The organism is Microbulbifer pacificus, assembly GCF_002959965.1.
In the GTDB taxonomy this organism is placed as follows: Bacteria; Pseudomonadota; Gammaproteobacteria; order Pseudomonadales; family Cellvibrionaceae; genus Microbulbifer; species Microbulbifer pacificus_A.
In genome coordinates, this window is the sequence record NZ_PREV01000026.1 from 1,013,252 (window position 1) to 1,033,098 (window position 19,847).

General features: G+C 48.8%; 10 protein-coding genes and 1 pseudogene. 1 reads left to right on the forward strand and 10 read right to left on the reverse strand.

What is annotated here, in order from left to right; translation table 11 throughout:
• Positions 1-38: 38 nt before the first annotated feature.
• Positions 39-250, forward strand: a pseudogene (locus C3938_RS18040) (IS3 family transposase); the annotation flags it as partial.
• A 217-nt stretch (positions 251-467) separates the two neighbouring features.
• Here the strand turns inward: C3938_RS18040 and C3938_RS04750 are convergent.
• The 10 genes from C3938_RS04750 to C3938_RS04795 all read right to left on the reverse strand — a co-directional run bounded on the left by C3938_RS04750 (position 468) and on the right by C3938_RS04795 (position 19,000).
• Positions 468-1,133, reverse strand: a complete 666-nt coding sequence (locus C3938_RS04750; protein ID WP_105102063.1) for a response regulator transcription factor — start codon at positions 1,131-1,133, stop codon at positions 468-470.
• Between the two features lie 53 nt (positions 1,134-1,186).
• Entirely contained in the window at positions 1,187-3,826 is a 2,640-nt protein-coding gene (locus C3938_RS04755; protein ID WP_158681562.1) for an ATP-binding protein, read from the reverse strand.
• A 2-nt stretch (positions 3,827-3,828) separates the two neighbouring features.
• Positions 3,829-5,253, reverse strand: coding sequence for a TolC family protein (locus C3938_RS04760; protein WP_105102065.1), 1,425 nt, complete (start codon positions 5,251-5,253; stop codon positions 3,829-3,831).
• Positions 5,243-6,490, reverse strand: coding sequence for an HlyD family type I secretion periplasmic adaptor subunit (locus C3938_RS04765; RefSeq protein ID WP_105102066.1), 1,248 nt, complete (start codon positions 6,488-6,490; stop codon positions 5,243-5,245). The genes C3938_RS04760 and C3938_RS04765 overlap by 11 nt, the downstream gene beginning before the upstream one ends.
• A gap of 206 nt (positions 6,491-6,696) precedes the next feature.
• On the reverse strand, positions 6,697-8,988 hold the full coding sequence (locus tag C3938_RS04770) for a type I secretion system permease/ATPase (protein ID WP_199775487.1): 2,292 nt from the start codon (positions 8,986-8,988) through the stop codon (positions 6,697-6,699).
• A gap of 372 nt (positions 8,989-9,360) precedes the next feature.
• Positions 9,361-10,485 carry an OmpA family protein gene (locus C3938_RS04775; RefSeq protein WP_105102068.1) on the reverse strand — a complete coding sequence of 375 codons (1,125 nt, stop codon included), beginning with the start codon at positions 10,483-10,485 and terminating at the stop codon, positions 9,361-9,363.
• A gap of 82 nt (positions 10,486-10,567) precedes the next feature.
• Positions 10,568-10,816 carry a GlsB/YeaQ/YmgE family stress response membrane protein gene (locus C3938_RS04780; protein ID WP_105102069.1) on the reverse strand — a complete coding sequence of 83 codons (249 nt, stop codon included), beginning with the start codon at positions 10,814-10,816 and terminating at the stop codon, positions 10,568-10,570.
• 25 nt (positions 10,817-10,841) lie between these two features.
• On the reverse strand, positions 10,842-11,570 hold the full coding sequence (aqpZ, locus tag C3938_RS04785) for an aquaporin Z (protein WP_105102070.1): 729 nt from the start codon (positions 11,568-11,570) through the stop codon (positions 10,842-10,844).
• A 76-nt stretch (positions 11,571-11,646) separates the two neighbouring features.
• Positions 11,647-11,868, reverse strand: coding sequence for a helix-turn-helix domain-containing protein (locus tag C3938_RS18365; protein WP_105102071.1), 222 nt, complete (start codon positions 11,866-11,868; stop codon positions 11,647-11,649).
• A 256-nt stretch (positions 11,869-12,124) separates the two neighbouring features.
• On the reverse strand, positions 12,125-19,000 hold the full coding sequence (locus C3938_RS04795) for an Ig-like domain-containing protein (RefSeq protein WP_158681564.1): 6,876 nt from the start codon (positions 18,998-19,000) through the stop codon (positions 12,125-12,127).
• Between the last annotated feature and the right edge of the window lie 847 nt (positions 19,001-19,847).

The window sequence follows — 19,847 nt, forward strand, 5'->3', positions numbered from 1 at the left end:
GAAGAAGTCTCGATTTCTCCGATAGCCAGATTCTGGCGATTCTGAAGCTGAAGCAGACCCACGAGCGGTGGGAATTCGAGCTGCGCTTTATGCATCTACGTCACTAAAAAGGCTATACCAGGAGTCACAAACGCGCATACCGCCTACATCGTGAACTGGAGCTAAACCTTCGCATCCAGCCGAGACGGCGGATCAAGCGAGACTACTCCGGCGAACTAGATGTACCGACGCTCCGAACCTTGTCTGGTCATCAGCTATCGGTCGAGTGCCTCTAACCCGACTGCTACAGATGGGCCAACTCTCTACTCATACGAGCGGTTAAAAATAGGGGAATTACAGTGTACGGGTTTAGTAGACCACTACGAAATTAAGGAACCAACACTTGCCCAAGAAATTGAGGCATAGCCAATCAGATACCAATAACTTTCAACTATTCCATACAAAGGCCATTTTTGGCTCCCAGAAGGTTACCTTGAGGTAATTAAGTGCGAAAATTTAAATAGCTCAGCCTCTGATCGTATACCCAACTTATTTAAAGCAGATTGCTTTTGAGTACTTATTGTCTTACAGCTTCGCGAGTACTTTTTCGCAATCTCCGTCACGGTCATACCACTCACATAACATCGAAGCACTTCGAGCTCTCGAGGAGAGAGATCATTTAATCTAAGTAAATTTTCGCCTTCATTTCCAGCTAGGGAGCTTTGGCTATTTGCATCCACGGCCCACGGGGGTATATATACATTACCTTTCCATAACTTGCGAACAGCTGCAACAAGCTCATCTGGAGATTGAGATTTACCAACAAACCCACTTGCACCCGCTTTTATCGCCAGACGAACAGTCACCGAATCCTCCGCAGAAGAAGATATCAATAATTTCATCAATGGAAACCGGATATGTAAACGCTTAATCAATGCCAAACCATCTAGTTCATCTTTTGAAAGCATGTAATCAAGTATAAGTAAATCCGGACAATTTTCAGAGATTGACGAAAAAAGCTCTTTACTAGAATCGAACACGCCACAGACGTCAAAATCCACTTCCCTATCTAGTCGAGCTGATATAGCTTGGCACATTAGTGGATGATCATCCAAGACCGCCACTCGCAACTTCTTATTAAACACAAAGGTCATAATTGCCTCAGCCTAAAGAATCCGAAACATATATTATTTATTAGAAGAAAAAATTAGAAACTATTCGCACTAAGCTCTCGATCAATCGCCATCATTACAACAACCAACCGCCTAATTAACGTGGTAACATGATCTCTGCCCAATCCTTCAAGGCAAGCATTCTCTAGCTGATCGCAAAGAGAAAACATAGGACTAACATGAATTAACTGCGCCGGACCCTTTAATTTATGCGCCATCTTCGCCAGTTCTTCGAGTTCGATTTCCATCGCGTAGGACTCCAATAACCTGTAAACATCCTCCCAGTTATTAGTACGAACCTCAGCAACTATAGCCTCAGAATCAAAACCTTGTGCGATCAAGCTATTTTTCACGTCAAAAAGTTGATACTCGGGATACGAATTGGAAACATCAAGATCCAAAAAAAGATCATTAAGCGCTTCCGACTTAATCGGCTTAAAAAGAACTTTATCCATTCCGGCAGTTCTACAGACTGAAACCTCGTCACTTAAAGCATTTGCCGTATAACCAACAATAGGCCTCCTTCTAATTCCTAGAATACTTTCGAAGTTGCGTATTTCACGCGCCAGAAAGTAACCATCTCCAATAGGCATACCGCAATCAGTCACAACTAAGTCATATCTCCCTTTCAAAAAGGCACGTAAAGCCAATACACCATTCGCCTCTTCTGATACCTCAAGCCCGAAACTTTCCAACTGCCGCCTTAGTAAAAGAAGGTTAGTCGGGTGATCATCAACAATTAACACCTTGAAAGAAGGGCCCTGATGCCTCACCAGTTTCACGCAATGGGGTTTGGGAATTTTAGTCGTATCGTCGGCCAATTTAAGATTAAATACAGCGCGAGCTTTGGTACCTGAACTAAGGACGCTAGTTAATTCAAGCTCACCGTCCATCAAGCGACATATTTCCCGACATAGAAACAGCCCCAATCCGGCACTAGTTCGCCCATCATTAGAAGACGGAAATGCAGAAAAACGCTCGAAGACCGACTTCATATTATGCTGCGAAATTCCACAGCCCGTATCTCTAACTGAAATAACTACCTCATAAATATTATCACTACATTTCGAGAATTCGACGCTTGTGCTTACATCACCCTCCGCAGTATTCTTCAATGCATTACTCAACAAATTAGCCACGACCTGCTTTACTCGAACAGGGTCGGCCATAAGCAATTTATCAAGTTTACAATTGAAAGACACAGGAAAACTCAGCCCCTTTTTACTTGCAATAGGCATAAAAGATCTGTGTACGGAATGCACCAGCTCAGAAATATTCACACGTTGAAAATCTAAGATTAAGCATCCTTCTTCGACCCGACTTAAATCAAGAACATCACCAATCATTTCTAGCATGTCGGATGCAGAATCTAGTGCTATCGGTAGCAGCTCATCATTATCTACAGTATCTTTAGGTCCTTTTACCAACAGCTCAAGAATTCCATACACCGAATTCATACGAGTTCGAATTTCATGACTAATTACTGAAACAAACTGGCTCTTCGCTCTGTTTGCTTGTTGTGCGATACTTTTTTGCTGCTGCAGAACCTCTTCCGCCTTCCTCCTGAGAATAATTTGCCGACGCAAGTAAATAGCCCACGCCAGCGACGAAAACACCACCAATAATGAAGAGACCAAGACTGGGAGTATCCAGTACCAATTGGCATGAAAAAAGGATTTAAGATCTGAAGGCTCTCTCCACCTCAACGCCATACTATACATATCTTGAGGGCTAATTTTAGTGATTACTGCATTCAATATAGAGAAGAGCTCTTCATCGCCTTTCATCCCAACAAACGACACAGGAAATCTATCTTCACTTAACACTCGAACAACACGCAAATCGTAATATGGAAACTGCCTTATATAGTAATCGGCTGTTGACTGTAACAAAGCCACGCTTTCAACCGATCCATCTAATAGCATTCTAATACCGCGCATTGCACTTTTTGGATATACTAAATCTGCTTCGGGGTATTCTGCGCTAACAACGGACCCTAATGTTTTACCAACTGCTATGGATATATTTTTATACTTTCCTACACCATGAACATTTCGCTGCCAACCATCTCCCCTAGAAACAAGAACAGCATAACCGTGATAGTATGGGACACTATATATAAGGTCACCACCCTTCATACCTAACTCTACACTTCCACTGATTAAATCAACTTCACCAGCACGTAAAGCGGAAAACGCAGCACCATCATTATCTACAACTTTGTATTTAAAACGGATTCCGGTCTTCGCAGAAATAATAGTCAAAACGTCATCACTAATTCCCGTGTATCTCCCACTATCTGAAACATAGCTAAATGGTGCCACCTCCTTTATGAATGCGACATGAATTTCAGGCATTTTTTGTAGCCATTCTTTCTGAGAATCAGAGAATAGAAGATCTTCACTGGCATCTTCGACAGAGATTGATTGACTTTTTTTACCATTTATTTCAGAAACATCTAGATAAGCTAGCGCCTCCTCGTGGTTACAATATAATTTATGTGAAACTTGAGTATTTATATCAGAGATGGGATGAGAAAAATGGGATAGGAAAGATGGACTACTTTGCTCTCTTAAATTGAGACGGGAACTTTCAAGCCCTGCGTCAAGTGAAGGTATATGTATCGAAAAAAATGGAATAAAACCTAGAAGACCATAAATGAAAGTCAATCTCACATTCATTCCTGCGGCTTCTTAATTTCATCAATTGACAACCAGCTTCTAAGTTCTCCAGCAGCAGCATATTGCATAATTATTGCAATATATGCATCAAAGCGCGACTCTATTTCTTTTACTTGATTATCATACAATCCTGTTTCAGCGGTTAAGACATCAAGTAACGTACGTTTTCCTAAATGGTACCATTGCTGATAATAGTCACGTCGCACCTTATCTGTCTCAATAACCAACTCGCGATACAGGTCAGCACGCGACTTTGCCTTCTCACCCTCAAGATTGGCTGACCTAATTCGAAATTCCAAATCTCTCTGTAAAAATTGTGCTTCATATTTTTGAGATTCAGACCTGTGCAGCGCCGCGCGCTTCGCGGAGCGGATAGAGCCACCGCTAAATGCCGCCCAATTTACAGATATATATGTCTGCCATGGCGTTTCATTTGCAAATACATCTTGCTCAGTACTCTTACTAACCTCCCAGGTCAAACTGGGAAGAGTCGAAGCTCGAATTGATTTTGCCTCGAGCATTGCCGCTTCACTACGGGACTTTGCTTGCTTCACCGTCGGGTGTAATGCGATGCTATCCAGAAGAGAATTTAGATCCGGATTCGATATCCCCCAAATACTTTTATTTGGAACATTGATATTTGAATTACCAATATACTTCTGCAAATTAATTGCTTCTTCATTTGATTTTGCTTCTGCAGCATCGCGTTGCCCCCTAGCTCCGAGAAGGCGAGCACGAGCTTGCGTCAATTCACTTGCTCGACCAGTATCAACTGCGACAACGCCAGAGAGCATCGTTACCAGTTCTTGCATGCGGTTGACATATGCTTGGCTAGATTCAACAATTAGCCTGTATCGTGCCAGATTTATTATACTGGAAAGAACGTTAAAGGCTGCATTTTCCCTCTCCGCCTCAACTTGCTCTCCGGCGGCTTCTGCAAGATTTTCCCTGCTCGCTATTGCTGATCGTATAGCACCCCAATCGTACACAGGTGTAACCATGGTAAATAGCCACCCGCCGGAGCTGCGATTATCAATACCTTCACCATATTCTTTTGATTTAGTTTGTGCACCTATATTCACTTGCGGCCAACGCTGCCCCTTAGCTTCTAAAACCTCTTCTTCTGACGCCGATTTATCGGCTAACGCTCTTTTTACCTCAGGGCTTCGCTGAAAAGAAGCGAGTACTGCCTGACGAAACAAGCTTTTTATTTCCTCAGCAGGCACCTCCACATCACTTGTACCATCAATTTCTTTAACTAGTGATGCGTCTAGATGAGAATCCTCCACACCAAATACATTTGACGTGAAACAAAAAAAAATAAAAAAAACAGTAGAAACAAAAACAGGCGACGAGAGCCTGCCAATGCATCCTCGAAAACCCCATACTGTATTACAGTACGCATTAAAATTATCTTTCACGAAATGCCTCTTTCCCTTTCAGTACAGGCTTAAGCAAGTAGTCGAGTATCGTCTTCTCACCGGTTCGAATTTCTACCGTTGCCAGCATTCCTGGAATAATAGGAAGCGACTTACCGCCCTTACTCAATTCGCTACTATCAGTGAGCACGATTACTCGATAGTACGTATCATCTGGCCTCCCTGCTGCAGCTTTCTTTGTATCTTCAAGAGTATCGGGACTAATATGCTGAACCGTTCCCTTTAGTCCCCCATATATACTGTAGTCATATGCTGTTATCTTCACAGTGGCGGGTAAGCCTGGAGAAATAAAAGCTACATCAGATGGTCGAATTTTTGCTTCTACTAAAAGTTGATCCTCAAGTGGAACTATTTCAAGAATCGGTTCACCGGCTTTAATAACACCACCCACGGTTGTAACTCTTACATTCTTGACCGTACCGCGCAGAGGAGCCTTTATCGTTGTACGATCGAGAACATCAGCGCGCCCAACTAGGTTTTCTTTAACTTGCGACAATTCAAGCTCAAGCTGGACTAATTCCGCATTCGCTTCTGCCCTAAACTTGTTAGTCCGCTCAACAATCTGGGACTTAATGTCATTAGCCTGCCTTCGCATTCGTAACAACTCCACCTCAGACATTAGTCCCTGTGCAGCAAGCGGTTCAGCCAACTCAATTTCTTGTATCGATAATACATAGCTTTTCTCCAATGCCGAAACTGCATCACTTAGTGCACGCTTTCTTGATTGATACGCCTTTTCTTCCTTTTGCACAATATCGGGAAACGCTTTTACTGCGTCAGTAAAACTTATGGGTTGATCGTAGGCCTCCGCTCTAAGACGCGAAATACTCGCTTCCAGTCCAATCATTTTTGAGTATGCTTCCCTGTATGTAGCTTTGGCTCTCGTAGGGTCAATTCGAAGCAACACATCACCCTTATCTACAATAGCCCCCTCTCGCACAAGCATTTCTTTTAGGATACCGCCTTCCAAACTCTCAATAACTTGCTCTCGACTTTTTGCAATTACAGTCGCTTCTCCAACAGTTATCTCTTCTACCCGCGCGAAGTATGCCCACACAACGCCAACCAAAAAAACGACGCCGATTAAATATAGAATTAATCGTGATCCCGGCGTTTTCTGCGCAATTAAAGAAGCTCTTAAGTCATCTAGAAACTCTTCATCACCAGATTTCAATCCGCTGTCATCGCGTCTACTTCTTTTAAACAATTTATTAAACATGGTAAGCACGCCTACTAATCACCAATACATCTTATTAATGTGCCATCACTTTCCACATTGACACATTGAAGCACTCGTGCGACTCCCAACTGCCTAATCATAGCAATACCTTTTAGTGCTAAAAGTGAAAATCGAGTCTCTCAAGTAATGAGTAACACAAAATTTAGAACAACAGCGACTAGCTTAGATCATGAATACGTTCTTCTCTATATAGTGGAATTAGTACAGTTTACTTGGCCAGATTTCGACGCTTTACGCATCTTGACACCAAACCCTACCGCCTCACGGTTGGAGCCAACAGTTTTTCCTAACGCTCTCGACTTTATTTGTGCCAGCACGTGGTCTTTTGCGCCATCCATTGCAATTTCGCCATTTTCGACAACTAAAACCCGATCAACCAATTCCAGAATGGACGGACGATGCGTGACAATAACGAGCGTGTGCCCATCAGTCGTCCGTTTCAGGCTAGAGAGAAATTCGCGCTCTGTCTGCATGTCCATGGCGCTTGTAGGCTCATCCAGTAAAAGAAGGTTAGGACGAGCTAATAGACTACGGGCCAGACAAACCAGTTGTCTCTGACCTCCAGATAGACCTTCCCCCATTTCTCCTATAGGCATATTTAAGCCTTCAGGATGTGCGGCTATAACTCTATCGAGACCCGTTAATTTCAGGACTCTTAATAACTCACTTGCGGTTACATCTTGGCAACCGATCATAATATTTTGCTTCAACGTTCCGTAGAAAAGTTTTGAGTCTTGCCCTACATAACTTACCGCTCTACGCCAGTCCGCGGGATCAATTTGCCTAACATCCAGATTTCCGGATAGGAGCTGCCCGCTTGTTGGTGCATATAACCGTGACATCACTCGCAGTAAGGTCGATTTACCACTACCTATACGCCCCAAAATTGCAACTCGCTCACCCGGTTCTACGGTCAAATTTATATTTTTCAAAACCTGCTGTTTTTGACCATCAGATTCACCAGGGTAGGAAAAACAAACTTCTTTTAACGTTAATTGCCCTTTAAGTTCCGGTTTCGCGAGGTAGTTTTGCTCGGAGTCCCGGTCTCGCGGCATTTCCATCAAACGGTTCAGTGTGCTCAGCCCTGCTTTAGCTTGCTGGAAACGTGTCGCCAACCCCATTACTTGCCCCAATGGTGCGCTTGCACGAGCAGCCAACATTACCGTAGCGATGAGCGCGCCCATTGAAAGCTCACCTGCGTCGATCATATACACGCCAATTACCACGAGCACGACAGTCTGCAATTGTTGTAGAAAGGTCATTACGCCTGTCGCCAAGCTATTTATACGATTTATCTTAAGTGATGTAGTAGATGCAAGAGCGCTACATTCATTCCACTTCCGCTGCATAAACGCTTCGCCACCTACGGCTTTCAAGCTTTCCAAACCTTCAACAGATTCTACGAGTATCCCGTGCTTTAATTGTGATTCACGCATGTTCTGCTTCATCACGCGCGCGAGGGGCCATTGAATAAAAATTCCCACCAAAAGAATAATCACTACAAGAGACAGCGATACCCAACCTAGCGCCCCACCCACAAGGAAAATCACGCCGACAAACATAAGAACGAACGGTAAATCCGCGATACTCGCCAGGCTTGCAGACGCAACGAAATCTCGAACAGACTCGAATTCTCGTAATTGACTCGCAAAAGCACCGGGAGAGGAAGGCTTGTGCTCCATACGGATAGATAGCGCTTGTCGATAGAGCATGCTTCCTATCACTAAGTCTGCTTTTTTCCCCGCAGTATCGATCAGATAAGCTCTCACGTACCTGACTATAGCTTCGAAGCAAAGAGCAATTACGACACCAACCGTCAGCGACCATAGAGTTACAAACGCCTGGTTAGGAATAACTCGATCGTAAACATTCATGGTGAAAAATATGCTGGCAAGTGCAAGTGTATTCGCAAGTACGGTGCCAATTGCCGCACTTCGATAGTAGCGGCGATATCGCCACAAAGTATCAAACAACCAACGAGAAGGTGGTTTCTCGAATTCTTCCCCCGAACGATTATCCGGCTCAGTCAAGGGTTTGATCAGGATCGCGTGGTTACCGTATATACCAGCAAACTCTTCCGCTGTAAGCGATACAGAGTCGAGGCTAACTTCAGGTAAAACCACGATATAGGACTCTACATTTCCCTTTTTACTTTTTTTTTCAAGTAGAACACCAGCTCCGCCACCTTTTCTAAGGAAAATCATCGGCATTAGCTGGTTAGGAAGTTTCTCACTCACACGTTCAACAACCCCACCAGATAGACCTGCGTTGTTTAACGCTCCGAGAGCGAGCGTAGGGGATAGCAACCTTCCTTTTGGTAAGCCTACGGTCAGCGCATCATCGGTACGACCAAGGCCATAGTAGTCACACACCCAGGAAACGCTAGCCAGTAGCGTATCTTCTACCTTGACCGATGAACACCGCATTACGGAGTCATCTACCCAAGAGCCGGCGGTATCATCTGGAACCATTTTCATCTTGTTCACCTATCTAGCGTCACAGGACGCACTACCACAATCAATCATGGTTAAATTTTACACAATTTTATTGTAAGAATTTCCCTAAATGGAGACGGGGGAATAATTAGATAGACGTAAGACGTGGCACTAGCCCTCTAGAATTATGACTGTAACAGGTCATGCAGTTTCAGAGAGAACAAGAGGAAATGTTCAGGCAAAAGAACAATCAATAAAACCAGAGTGCAAGATCGCCTCAATTGCATCAGCTGAATTGTGACATGCAATAAAAAAGCCGTGTGGGGCCTCCACACGGCAAGTGCCTGTCAACAGCACGCAGACACCTAAGCAATCTAACATTGATTCACTCAGGTTTTAGCTTGTCAACAAGTGTTATATTTTCACCTTCTCCGAGATTGTGACATCAACACGGCGGTTTGCAGCCCGGCCACTTGCTGTACGGTTGTCCGCTACAGGGCGATCCTCACCATATGCTTCAACTTGAATGCGGTCAGGAGCAATATTAAAGCTGTTGATAAGGAGGCTTGCCACACTCGCCGCTCGCTCTCGAGAGAGCTTGCGGTTGTATGCAGCAGAGCCTACCGAGTCAGTATGCCCCTGAAGTAGCACCTTAGTTCCTGGATACTGACGCATCGCATCAACAATCTTATTTATTTCACTAAAGCTTGTAATCTCGCTGCTATCATTCTCGAAAGCAGTCTGCACTTTTACATATAGTTCTTTCTCGAGCTTCAGAGCACAGCCATAAACATCCACTCTGGCTCCAGCCGGTGTATTCGCACAACGATCCTTCGAGTCCATTACACCATCGCCATCACTATCCATCTCTACCGGGGGCGTAATCACTGTCACTGAACGATCAGATGGTGAACTAGCGCCGCCAAACTTATAGGTAAAGCCAACACCTGCATAGGTGTCGTTATCATGAGTATCCAACCCATGAAAACGACGCACCTCAGCGCGTACGCCTACATCTTTGTAAAGAGCGTAATCAAAACCAACGCCAAGATTCAACTGAACCTGATCATCAAGCTCAAGATCATCGTCCCCCAAAAACTGTCCGGCACCCGCAGAAAGAAAGAATGGACGGCGCCCGTCTTGGCTTCGTGGGCCAAAATGCATAATACCATCTAGATGATATTGATCGGCATCAATGTCCCGGTAACCTACATTCCCATCGAAATCCAAATATCGGTATGTAGCCTCAGCAGAAAATCTCGAGTTAAAGCCATAGCGAACGCTTCCGCCCACAGCCCTATGCGTGTCAGTCTCACGCTCGCTCAGACCAAGACGCTCTTCTCCATGATCATTTTCAAGGAAATAGCGCCCACCAGAGAGGCTAACACTCCAAGGGTCATCTACCTTACCAAAATCCTCTGCAAAACTCGCAAGCGACAACACACCGCAAGTCACACCAATAGCCAATTGCAGTGTTCTGCTCTGCATTTTCATTTCTTGTACCTCAATCACACACTTAGTTAGCATTAGAGTATTCATCGTATATCTCTCAAAAAAATAGCACCTTAAGAATATCCTGATAAATACGTGTTTTTTTCAACAAAGATACGATCGACCCGATTCACTTCCTTTTCACAAGACCGATCAACAGCAATAGCAAAAGCGCCCCCATAAAGGCATGCAGTATTTCTCCAACCAACCCACTACCAAGGGAAACATCCAGCACTTTTGTGATCCAAGATCCCAGGTAGGCACCGAGTACGCCAACAACGATATTGCCTACAACACCAAGCCCCCGCCGCGCCACCACCAATGAAGCTAACCAGCCAGCTACAGCGCCCACTATAAGAATGTAAATTACATCTTCCATTATTTTTTCTCACATATAATTAGTTTTATTGCCTACCACTTCCACCAAACAATCGATACGCGCAGCCACCCAACACTGCGCCAGCAAGCGGCGACAACCAGAATAGCCATAGCTGGTCGAGCACTTCTTCTCCCGCCACCCATGCTACGCCAGTTGAGCGCGCCGGATTTACCGATGTATTGGTTACCGGAATACTTATAAGGTGCACCAACACCAGCGCCAAACCAATCGCGACCGGCGCAACATATCTCAGAGCGCGGTTGTCAGTGACGGCAAGAATGACCCCAACGAACATTGACGTCATCAACACCTCAACCAATATCGCGACTCCCATACTGTATCCACCGGGTGAAAGCTCACCATAGCCATTACTGGCGAAGCTACCCGCCACTCCGGGCTCCAGAGAAAAACCTACGGCCCCCTGTGCGATCCAGTACAAGGTTCCACCCGCCAATATACCTCCCGCCACTTGGGCCAAGATGTATGGCACCAGCTCGCGCGCAGGAAAACGCCCTGCGACCCAAAAGCCAAAACTCACTGCAGGATTAAAATGCCCCCCGGAGATATGCCCAAATGCGTAAATAGCCGACATCAAAGAAAGGCCGAACGCAAAAGAGACACCGAGTAGTCCAACCCCTAGAGGATTGCCCGTACCGCCGAACATCGCCGCAAGCACTGCAGTACCACAACCTCCTATCACCAACCAAAAGGTTCCGAGGAATTCCCCACCCATCCGGTAATATATATTCTTCATAAAATGATTACCCAAAGCTAAACGCCCAACAGAAATAGGTTTTAAAACTTCACTTAAATTAAATTACTATCGAGCCCTACCTCCAGAAGCCAACTTGACTCCCACCCTGATCCGCCACCGCTCGATCCTGAGCCAAAGCGATTGCAACAACACGCGCTGGAATTTGCCTTTCACCTGACAGATAGTAGCGGAGCATCCGCACGGAAATATCAAATATTTCCGCGGCAACCTCCTGGGTCAACTTATGTTTTTCTCGCCATTGATCTAACTGCTCCGGACTCATCGCCACCTCGAACATACCTTGATTATACGATTACGGAATTATCTTTTAGTAAGCGCCCCCTGTAGATTCAGCGTGAAATTATTTAACTATTACACGCAGGCGTCTTCAGGAAATTTCTTAAAATAAGTATTTGTAAATTTGGGGTGTCCGTATTCGCAAAAAAGCCCACGGAACCGAAGCTCACGTGGGCTTTGTAGGCAATCTAAATCTACCTTGACCCTTCCGAAATACCGCCCATACAGGCAAGCATGAAAGCGTCGAAGATGTGATTCTAGAAGTAGCTATTTAAAACAATCTCCTGTTGATCCTGTTGCGCAGTACCCTCCCCACCAGAGGGTGGATGAGGGTCCACTTCTGAAGCAGAAGATATAACTGGATCATGGTTTTCAAGTACGACCTCAATGTCTTTCTGAATCAGCAGCGTTGCATCCTCTCCATCATGATGGAATATATTATAGGTAATGCCATCTTTATCCAGCGTCTCCAAGGCTTGCTCCCAATTGCCACTATCAGAGCCATCAACAAGAAGATCATTCAACACGACCTTATCACCAATCTCTCCGTGAATAGTTAACTCAGTATTTCCATCGTCATCAGAAGACAAGCCCAGAGACAGCAAGTCACCCAGCGAGAGCTCCAGAGCATCACTGCCGCCCCCACTTAAATCGATCTGCTGCATTTGAGCATCATCACCCAGTTCCACCTTGATCATCTCCAGATCGATTACATCCTCACGCTCGAGTAACCAAGACAGTGCCGTTGGCTCTGCCAAAAACTGGGGCGCCACTACATCTGGCTCGGCAAACGAGCTGGAGACAACGGTTGCGGGCTCCCATTGAATTTCACAGAGTTCAACTCCGGAATATCCCCCAACCGTGCCAGTGACATTAAAACGCACACTTTCGAATACCACTCCAGGATCTAACGTGTGAGTATACCTTGAGAGGGGAATTTGTAATGAAGATAATACATTTCCTGCGGAATCCAAAAACTCAATACTTCCTTGGACGCTACTACTATATTGATAGAAGGTAAAAGTCGAAGCTGCCTCCGGCAACTCCAACAACATAGTGCTGCCAACATCAATTTGCATGTATCCGTCTTTCTTTTCATATAGCGAGCTCGGATTTCCGAGCGCCATTTTAGCGAATGCCCCAGAACCAGACTCGAGTGTAATTTGGGTACCCGTCAAAAATTCCAGCTTCTCCCCAACAGAGAGATTATATGCCCCCCCCTGAGGAGCCCAATCCCCTATTAAAAAGTCCACAACTTTAAAATCAATTTCACTGCTTCGCGCACTAACCCGGCCTACATCATCGATAACCTCAGCGGCAAAGCTATGCGACCCGCCGGAAATAGGGGTAACCGGGACAAAGCTCCAATTACCTTGAGAGTCACTTGTGACTCGACCTATTTCCACAGCATTGTCATAGATAACGACCGTACTGTTCGGATCACATTGCCCTTCTAGCGTAGGCGTACGATCATCGGTCTTACCCCCATTGATTTCTTTAAGAGTTTGCCCCCCCTGGTTATACCCCCCGTTATCGTCATAGAGCTTAAGCGCAAATGGCGGGTTAGGAACTACGGTATCAACCACGATGGTCCAGTCGTCGGAACGTGGACTGCTGTTACCCGCAGGGTCAACAAATTCAATGCTGAATTTGTGCTCGCCATCCGCCAGTGCCTGAGGTGGTGTGAAGCTCCACTTGCCATCCTGCCCCACCACTGCTTCACCCAGTTTTTGGCCGTCGTCGTAGATGATGACGGTGTTGCCCGCTTCACCGGTACCAATCAGTTCCGGTTGCGTGTCGTCGGTGGATTCACCGTCCAGAACACTGCCTGTCTTGCTGCCCACATCGTCGTGAATGTCGGTCAGACCATAGGTGTTGCCAGGCAGCGGGTCGGGATTGCCGTCCGGACCGGGGTTGCCGTTTTCATCGGTTTTGTCTTCACCGCTGACTTCCGGTTTGTCCGGGCCTGTCAGGTCAATCACAACCGCGGTAGACAGACTGCGGCCACTTTCGTTACCCGCCTTGTCACGCACCATGTAGTCGATATCAAAGCTGGCATCGCTCGACAGTTCCGCTGCGGGAACCGTGATACGGGCCTCCTGGACGTTCACATCCGCGGCCGTGACGGTGTACTCGATTTCAGTACCATTCCAGTCCAGAACAATGACGTCGCCTTCCGCCATGCCGTCGTAGCCAGGGATACGCACCACGGTGCCGTCCGCGGCTTCGGCTTTGTTGATCACACCATCGTTGTCCATTTCGTCGACGATTGGGGCTGCGAGGTTTTCGTTCACTGGTGTGGTTGAGTCATCGATACCACCACCAGGATTGCCCGGAGCTGCGGTATCAACCACGATGGTCCAGTCATCGGAACGTGGACTGCGGTTACCCGCAGGGTCAACAAATTCAATGCTGAATTTGTGCTCGCCATCCGCCAGTGCCTGAGGTGGTGTGAAGCTCCACTTGCCATCCTGTCCCACCACTGCTTCACCCAGTTTTTGGCCGTCGTCGTAGATGATGACGGTGTTGCCCGCTTCACCGGTACCAATCAGTTCCGGTTGCGTGTCGTCGGTGGATTCGCCGTCCAGAACACTGCCTGTCTTGCTACCCACATCGTCGTGAATGTCGGTCAGACCATAGGTGTTGCCAGGCAGCGGGTCGGGATTGCCGTCCGGACCGGGGTTGCCGTTTTCATCGGTTTTGTCTTCACCGCTGACTTCCGGTTTGTCCGGGGCAGTGGTGTCAACCACGATGGTCCAGTCGTCGGAACGTGGACTGCTGTTACCCGCAGGGTCAACAAATTCAATGCTGAATTTGTGCTCGCCATCCGCCAGTGCCTGAGGTGGTGTGAAGCTCCACTTGCCATCCTGCCCCACCACGGCTTCACCCAGTTTTTGGCCGTCGTCGTAGATGATGACGGTGTTGCCCGCTTCACCGGTACCAATCAGTTCCGGTTGCGTGTCGTCGGTGGATTCACCGTCCAGAACACTGCCTGTCTTGCTGCCCACATCGTCGTGAATGTCGGTCAGACCATAGGTGTTGCCAGGCAGCGGGTCGGGATTGCCGTCCGGACCGGGGTTGCCGTTTTCATCGGTTTTGTCTTCACCGCTGACTTCCGGTTTGTCCGGGCCTGTCAGGTCAATCACAACCGCGGTAGACAGACTGCGGCCACTTTCGTTACCCGCCTTGTCACGCACCATGTAGTCGATATCAAAGCTGGCATCGCTCGACAGTTCCGCTGCGGGAACCGTGATACGGGCCTCCTGGACGTTCACATCCGCGGCCGTGACGGTGTACTCGATTTCAGTACCATTCCAGTCCAGAACAATGACGTCGCCTTCCGCCATGCCGTCGTAGCCAGGGATACGCACCACGGTGCCGTCCGCGGCTTCGGCTTTGTTGATCACACCATCGTTGTCCATTTCGTCGACGATTGGGGCTGCGAGGTTTTCGTTCACTGGTGTGGTTGAGTCATCGATACCACCACCAGGATTGCCCGGAGCTGCGGTATCAACCACGATGGTCCAGTCATCGGAACGTGGACTGCGGTTACCCGCAGGGTCAACAAATTCAATGCTGAATTTGTGCTCGCCATCCGCCAGTGCCTGAGGTGGTGTGAAGCTCCACTTGCCATCCTGTCCCACCACTGCTTCACCCAGTTTTTGGCCGTCGTCGTAGATGATGACGGTGTTGCCCGCTTCACCGGTACCAATCAGTTCCGGTTGCGTGTCGTCGGTGGATTCGCCGTCCAGAACACTGCCTGTCTTGCTACCCACATCGTCGTGAATGTCGGTCAGACCATAGGTGTTGCCAGGCAGCGGGTCGGGATTGCCGTCCGGACCGGGGTTGCCGTTTTCATCGGTTTTGTCTTCACCGCTGACTTCCGGTTTGTCCGGGGCAGTGGTGTCAACCACGATGGTCCAGTCGTCGGAACGTGGACTGCTGTTACCCGCAGGGTCAACAAATTCAATGCTGAATTTGTGCTCGCCATCCGCCAGTGCCTGAGGTGGTGTGAAGCTCCACTTGCCATCCTGCCCCACCACGGCTTCACCCAGTTTTTGGCCGTCGTCGTAGATGATGACGGTGTTGCCCGCTTCACCGGTACCAATCAGTTCCGGTTGCGTGTCGTCGGTGGATTCACCGTCCAGAACACTGCCTGTCTTGCTGCCCACATCGTCGTGAATGTCGGTCAGACCATAGGTGTTGCCAGGCAGCGGGTCGGGATTGCCGTCCGGACCGGGGTTGCCGTTTTCATCGGTTTTGTCTTCACCGCTGACTTCCGGTTTGTCCGGGCCTGTCAGGTCAATCACAACCGCGGTAGACAGACTGCGGCCACTTTCGTTACCCGCCTTGTCACGCACCATGTAGTCGATATCAAAGCTGGCATCGCTCGACAGTTCCGCTGCGGGAACCGTGATACGGGCCTCCTGGACGTTCACATCCGCGGCCGTGACGGTGTACTCGATTTCAGTACCATTCCAGTCCAGAACAATGACGTCGCCTTCCGCCATGCCGTCGTAGCCAGGGATACGCACCACGGTGCCGTCCGCGGCTTCGGCTTTGTTGATCACACCATCGTTGTCCATTTCGTCGACGATTGGGGCTGCGAGGTTTTCGTTCACTGGTGTGGTTGAGTCATCGATACCACCACCAGGATTGCCCGGAGCTGCGGTATCAACCACGATGGTCCAGTCATCGGAACGTGGACTGCGGTTACCCGCAGGGTCAACAAATTCAATGCTGAATTTGTGCTCGCCATCCGCCAGTGCCTGAGGTGGTGTGAAGCTCCACTTGCCATCCTGTCCCACCACTGCTTCACCCAGTTTTTGGCCGTCGTCGTAGATGATGACGGTGTTGCCCGCTTCACCGGTACCAATCAGTTCCGGTTGCGTGTCGTCGGTGGATTCGCCGTCCAGAACACTGCCTGTCTTGCTACCCACATCGTCGTGAATGTCGGTCAGACCATAGGTGTTGCCAGGCAGCGGGTCGGGATTGCCGTCCGGACCGGGGTTGCCGTTTTCATCGGTTTTGTCTTCACCGCTGACTTCCGGTTTGTCCGGGGCAGTGGTGTCAACCACGATGGTCCAGTCGTCGGAACGTGGACTGCTGTTACCCGCAGGGTCAACAAATTCAATGCTGAATTTGTGCTCGCCATCCGCCAGTGCCTGAGGTGGTGTGAAGCTCCACTTGCCATCCTGCCCCACCACGGCTTCACCCAGTTTTTGGCCGTCGTCGTAGATGATGACGGTGTTGCCCGCTTCACCGGTACCAATCAGTTCCGGTTGCGTGTCGTCGGTGGATTCGCCGTCCAGAACACTGCCTGTCTTGCTGCCCACATCGTCGTGAATGTCGGTCAGACCATAGGTGTTGCCAGGCAGCGGGTCGGGATTGCCGTCCGGACCGGGGTTGCCGTTTTCATCGGTTTTGTCTTCACCGCTGACTTCCGGTTTGTCCGGGCCAGCCAGATCAATCACAACCGCGGTAGACGGACTGCGGCCACTTTCGTTACCCGCCTTGTCACGCACCATGTAGTCGATATCAAAGCTGGCATCGCTCGACAGTTCCGCTGCGGGAACCGTGATACGGGCCTCCTGGGCGTTCACATCCGCGGCCGTGACGGTGTACTCGATTTCAGTACCATTCCAGTCCAGAACAATGACGTCGCCTTCCGCCATGCCGTCGTAGCCAGGGATACGCACCACGGTGCCGTCCGCTGCTTCGGCTTTGTTGATCACACCATCGTTGTCCATTTCGTCGACGATTGGGGCTGCGAGGTTTTCGTTCACTGGTGTGGTTGAGTCATCGATACCACCACCAGGATTGCCCGGAGCTGCGGTATCAACCACGATGGTCCAGTCGTCGGAACGTGGGCTGGTGTTGCCCGCCGGATCGACGAACTCAATGCTGAACGCATGATCGCCATCCGTCAGAGGCTGATCCGGAGTAAATGTCCACTCGCCATTTTCATCCACTACCACGCGCCCAATTTCCTGGTCGTTGTCGTAGATGATGACGGTGTTGCCCGCTTCACCGGTACCAATCAGTTCCGGTTGCGTGTCGTCGGTGGATTCACCCTCCAGAACACTGCCTGTCTTGCTGCCCACATCGTCGTGAATGTCGGTCAAACCGTAGGTGTTGTCGGGCAGCGGGTCGGGATTGCCGTCCGGACCGGGGTTGCCGTTTTCATCGGTTTTGTCTTCACCGCTGACTTCCGGTTTGTCCGGGGCAGTGGTGTCAACCACGATGGTCCAGTCGTCGGAACGCTCGCTGGTATTACCATCCGGGTCAACAAATTCAAGGCTGAAGTCGTGCTCACCTTCGCTCAGCGGCTGGTCCGGCGTAAACGTCCACTCGCCATTTTCATCCACCACCACGCGGCCAATTTCCTGGTCATTGTCGTAGATGATAACAGTATCACCCGGCTCACCAGTACCAATCAGCTCGGGTTGACTATCGTCAGTAGCCCGTCCATTTAGAATGCTACCCTGAACATCCCCCACATCATCGAGAATATCAACAAGTCCGTGCGTACCTTCCGGGAGCGGATCCGGTTGACCATCCGGACCCAGGTTACCGCTTCCATCAGTCTTGTCTTCACCGCTGACTTCCGGCTTAGCAGGAGGCAAAGTATCTCCCGGCGACTGTCCAGCATCGCCATCCTTGCCCTTGCTGCTAGAGCTGCCACCGCGCGACAATGCAGCCAGCGCACCAAGTGCACCGATCCCCAAGAGAGCTGGAATAAACAGCGCCCCGAAGTCATCATCACTGCCAACCAACCGGCAAGAGCTATCACTTGCGTCCAGCACCAGCTCGGAGGATTCACCATCCATCAAAAATGGGGCTTCATCACCCTCTTCGCCACTCGCCGCAGCGTATTCATATAGATTACCGTCAGCCGTCATCCCAATGAGTTGACCACCAACTTTATAAAAGTCCTGGATAACTAAATGTGGCTTTACAGAAGAGTCACAACCAAAGGTAACATGCAGATCATCGCCCACTCGCTTGACGATGATATTGTTTGGACCAAGCCCAGCATCACCCTCGGTCAAACGGTAATACGCCCCCTGCACCGCCTGAATTTGCACCGGCGGCTTACCTGCAGAAACATTAATTTCATGCGTTTCAGACACAGAACCGTCTTTGACTACAACGATTCTGTTAGACAAACCTGAACTACTCACAATGACCTAACCTCAATTACTTCACACAAAATTTTCTGATTTGCTTAGATCCGCCACCCACAACACATAGAGAGGGGAGGAAAACCTATAGCGCTGCCGCCAGTGTCTAATTTTTAGCCAGAAAACAACATAGGAAGATTCCCAATATGAAAAGCCCCGCCACCCGAGCAGCCCTATTGCAACCAAATTCAACATGCCAGCAACATCTGAACCAGACACAAGTGGCCACAACCACCATGCGCTACTGAGTGAAGCAGCTTGAACCTGAACGTGGTGGTGAGACGCCAGCCAGCAAGGCCCACACAAATACAAGAAGACAACTGTTGACCAACCGAGTAACCGAACGGGCTTAGTCGCCAGCTCACGCTGGCGCCACCTTGCCACCGCTGTCGACCTATATGCCCAGCGCATCACTGGGGAGCCACCTCAGAACAACCAGATACCGCACTCACGGTAAAAGCGATGGAAATGACATGGGAGAGCCGAATGGCGCCATGCCCCACTCAGACCAAGGTGACCTGCATGCAAGCAGCTTGTTCCGGCAGCGGCTGCGGCGCTATCGGATGACTCAGAGCACGAGTCGTCATGGAATTGTGGGACAATGTCCCAATGGAAAGGCTGTTCCGCAGCTTAAAAAGCGAATAGACACCACTCTCGACTAGGCCTCCATACGGAGTCAAGGCGGGCCATCAGTCATTACTGATGGCCTACTACAACTGGGAATACCCCCATCATTACAACGATGGATTACCGCCTGGAAAGGCGGAAGAAAACCTTAACTTACCACCCGGAAAGA

Bases quoted from the DNA above. Each gene is read 5' to 3' on its own strand.
- C3938_RS04765 (WP_105102066.1), bottom strand. From the start codon at position 6,490: ATGTTTAATAAATTGTTTAAAAGAAGTAGACGCGATGACAGCGGATTG.
- aqpZ (WP_105102070.1), bottom strand. From the start codon at position 11,570: ATGAAGAATATATATTACCGGATGGGTGGGGAATTCCTCGGAACCTTT.
- C3938_RS18365 (WP_105102071.1), bottom strand. From the start codon at position 11,868: ATGTTCGAGGTGGCGATGAGTCCGGAGCAGTTAGATCAATGGCGAGAA.
- C3938_RS04750 (WP_105102063.1), bottom strand. From the start codon at position 1,133: ATGACCTTTGTGTTTAATAAGAAGTTGCGAGTGGCGGTCTTGGATGAT.
- C3938_RS04775 (WP_105102068.1), bottom strand. From the start codon at position 10,485: ATGAATACTCTAATGCTAACTAAGTGTGTGATTGAGGTACAAGAAATG.
- C3938_RS04770 (WP_199775487.1), bottom strand. From the start codon at position 8,988: ATGAAAATGGTTCCAGATGATACCGCCGGCTCTTGGGTAGATGACTCC.
- C3938_RS04780 (WP_105102069.1), bottom strand. From the start codon at position 10,816: ATGGAAGATGTAATTTACATTCTTATAGTGGGCGCTGTAGCTGGCTGG.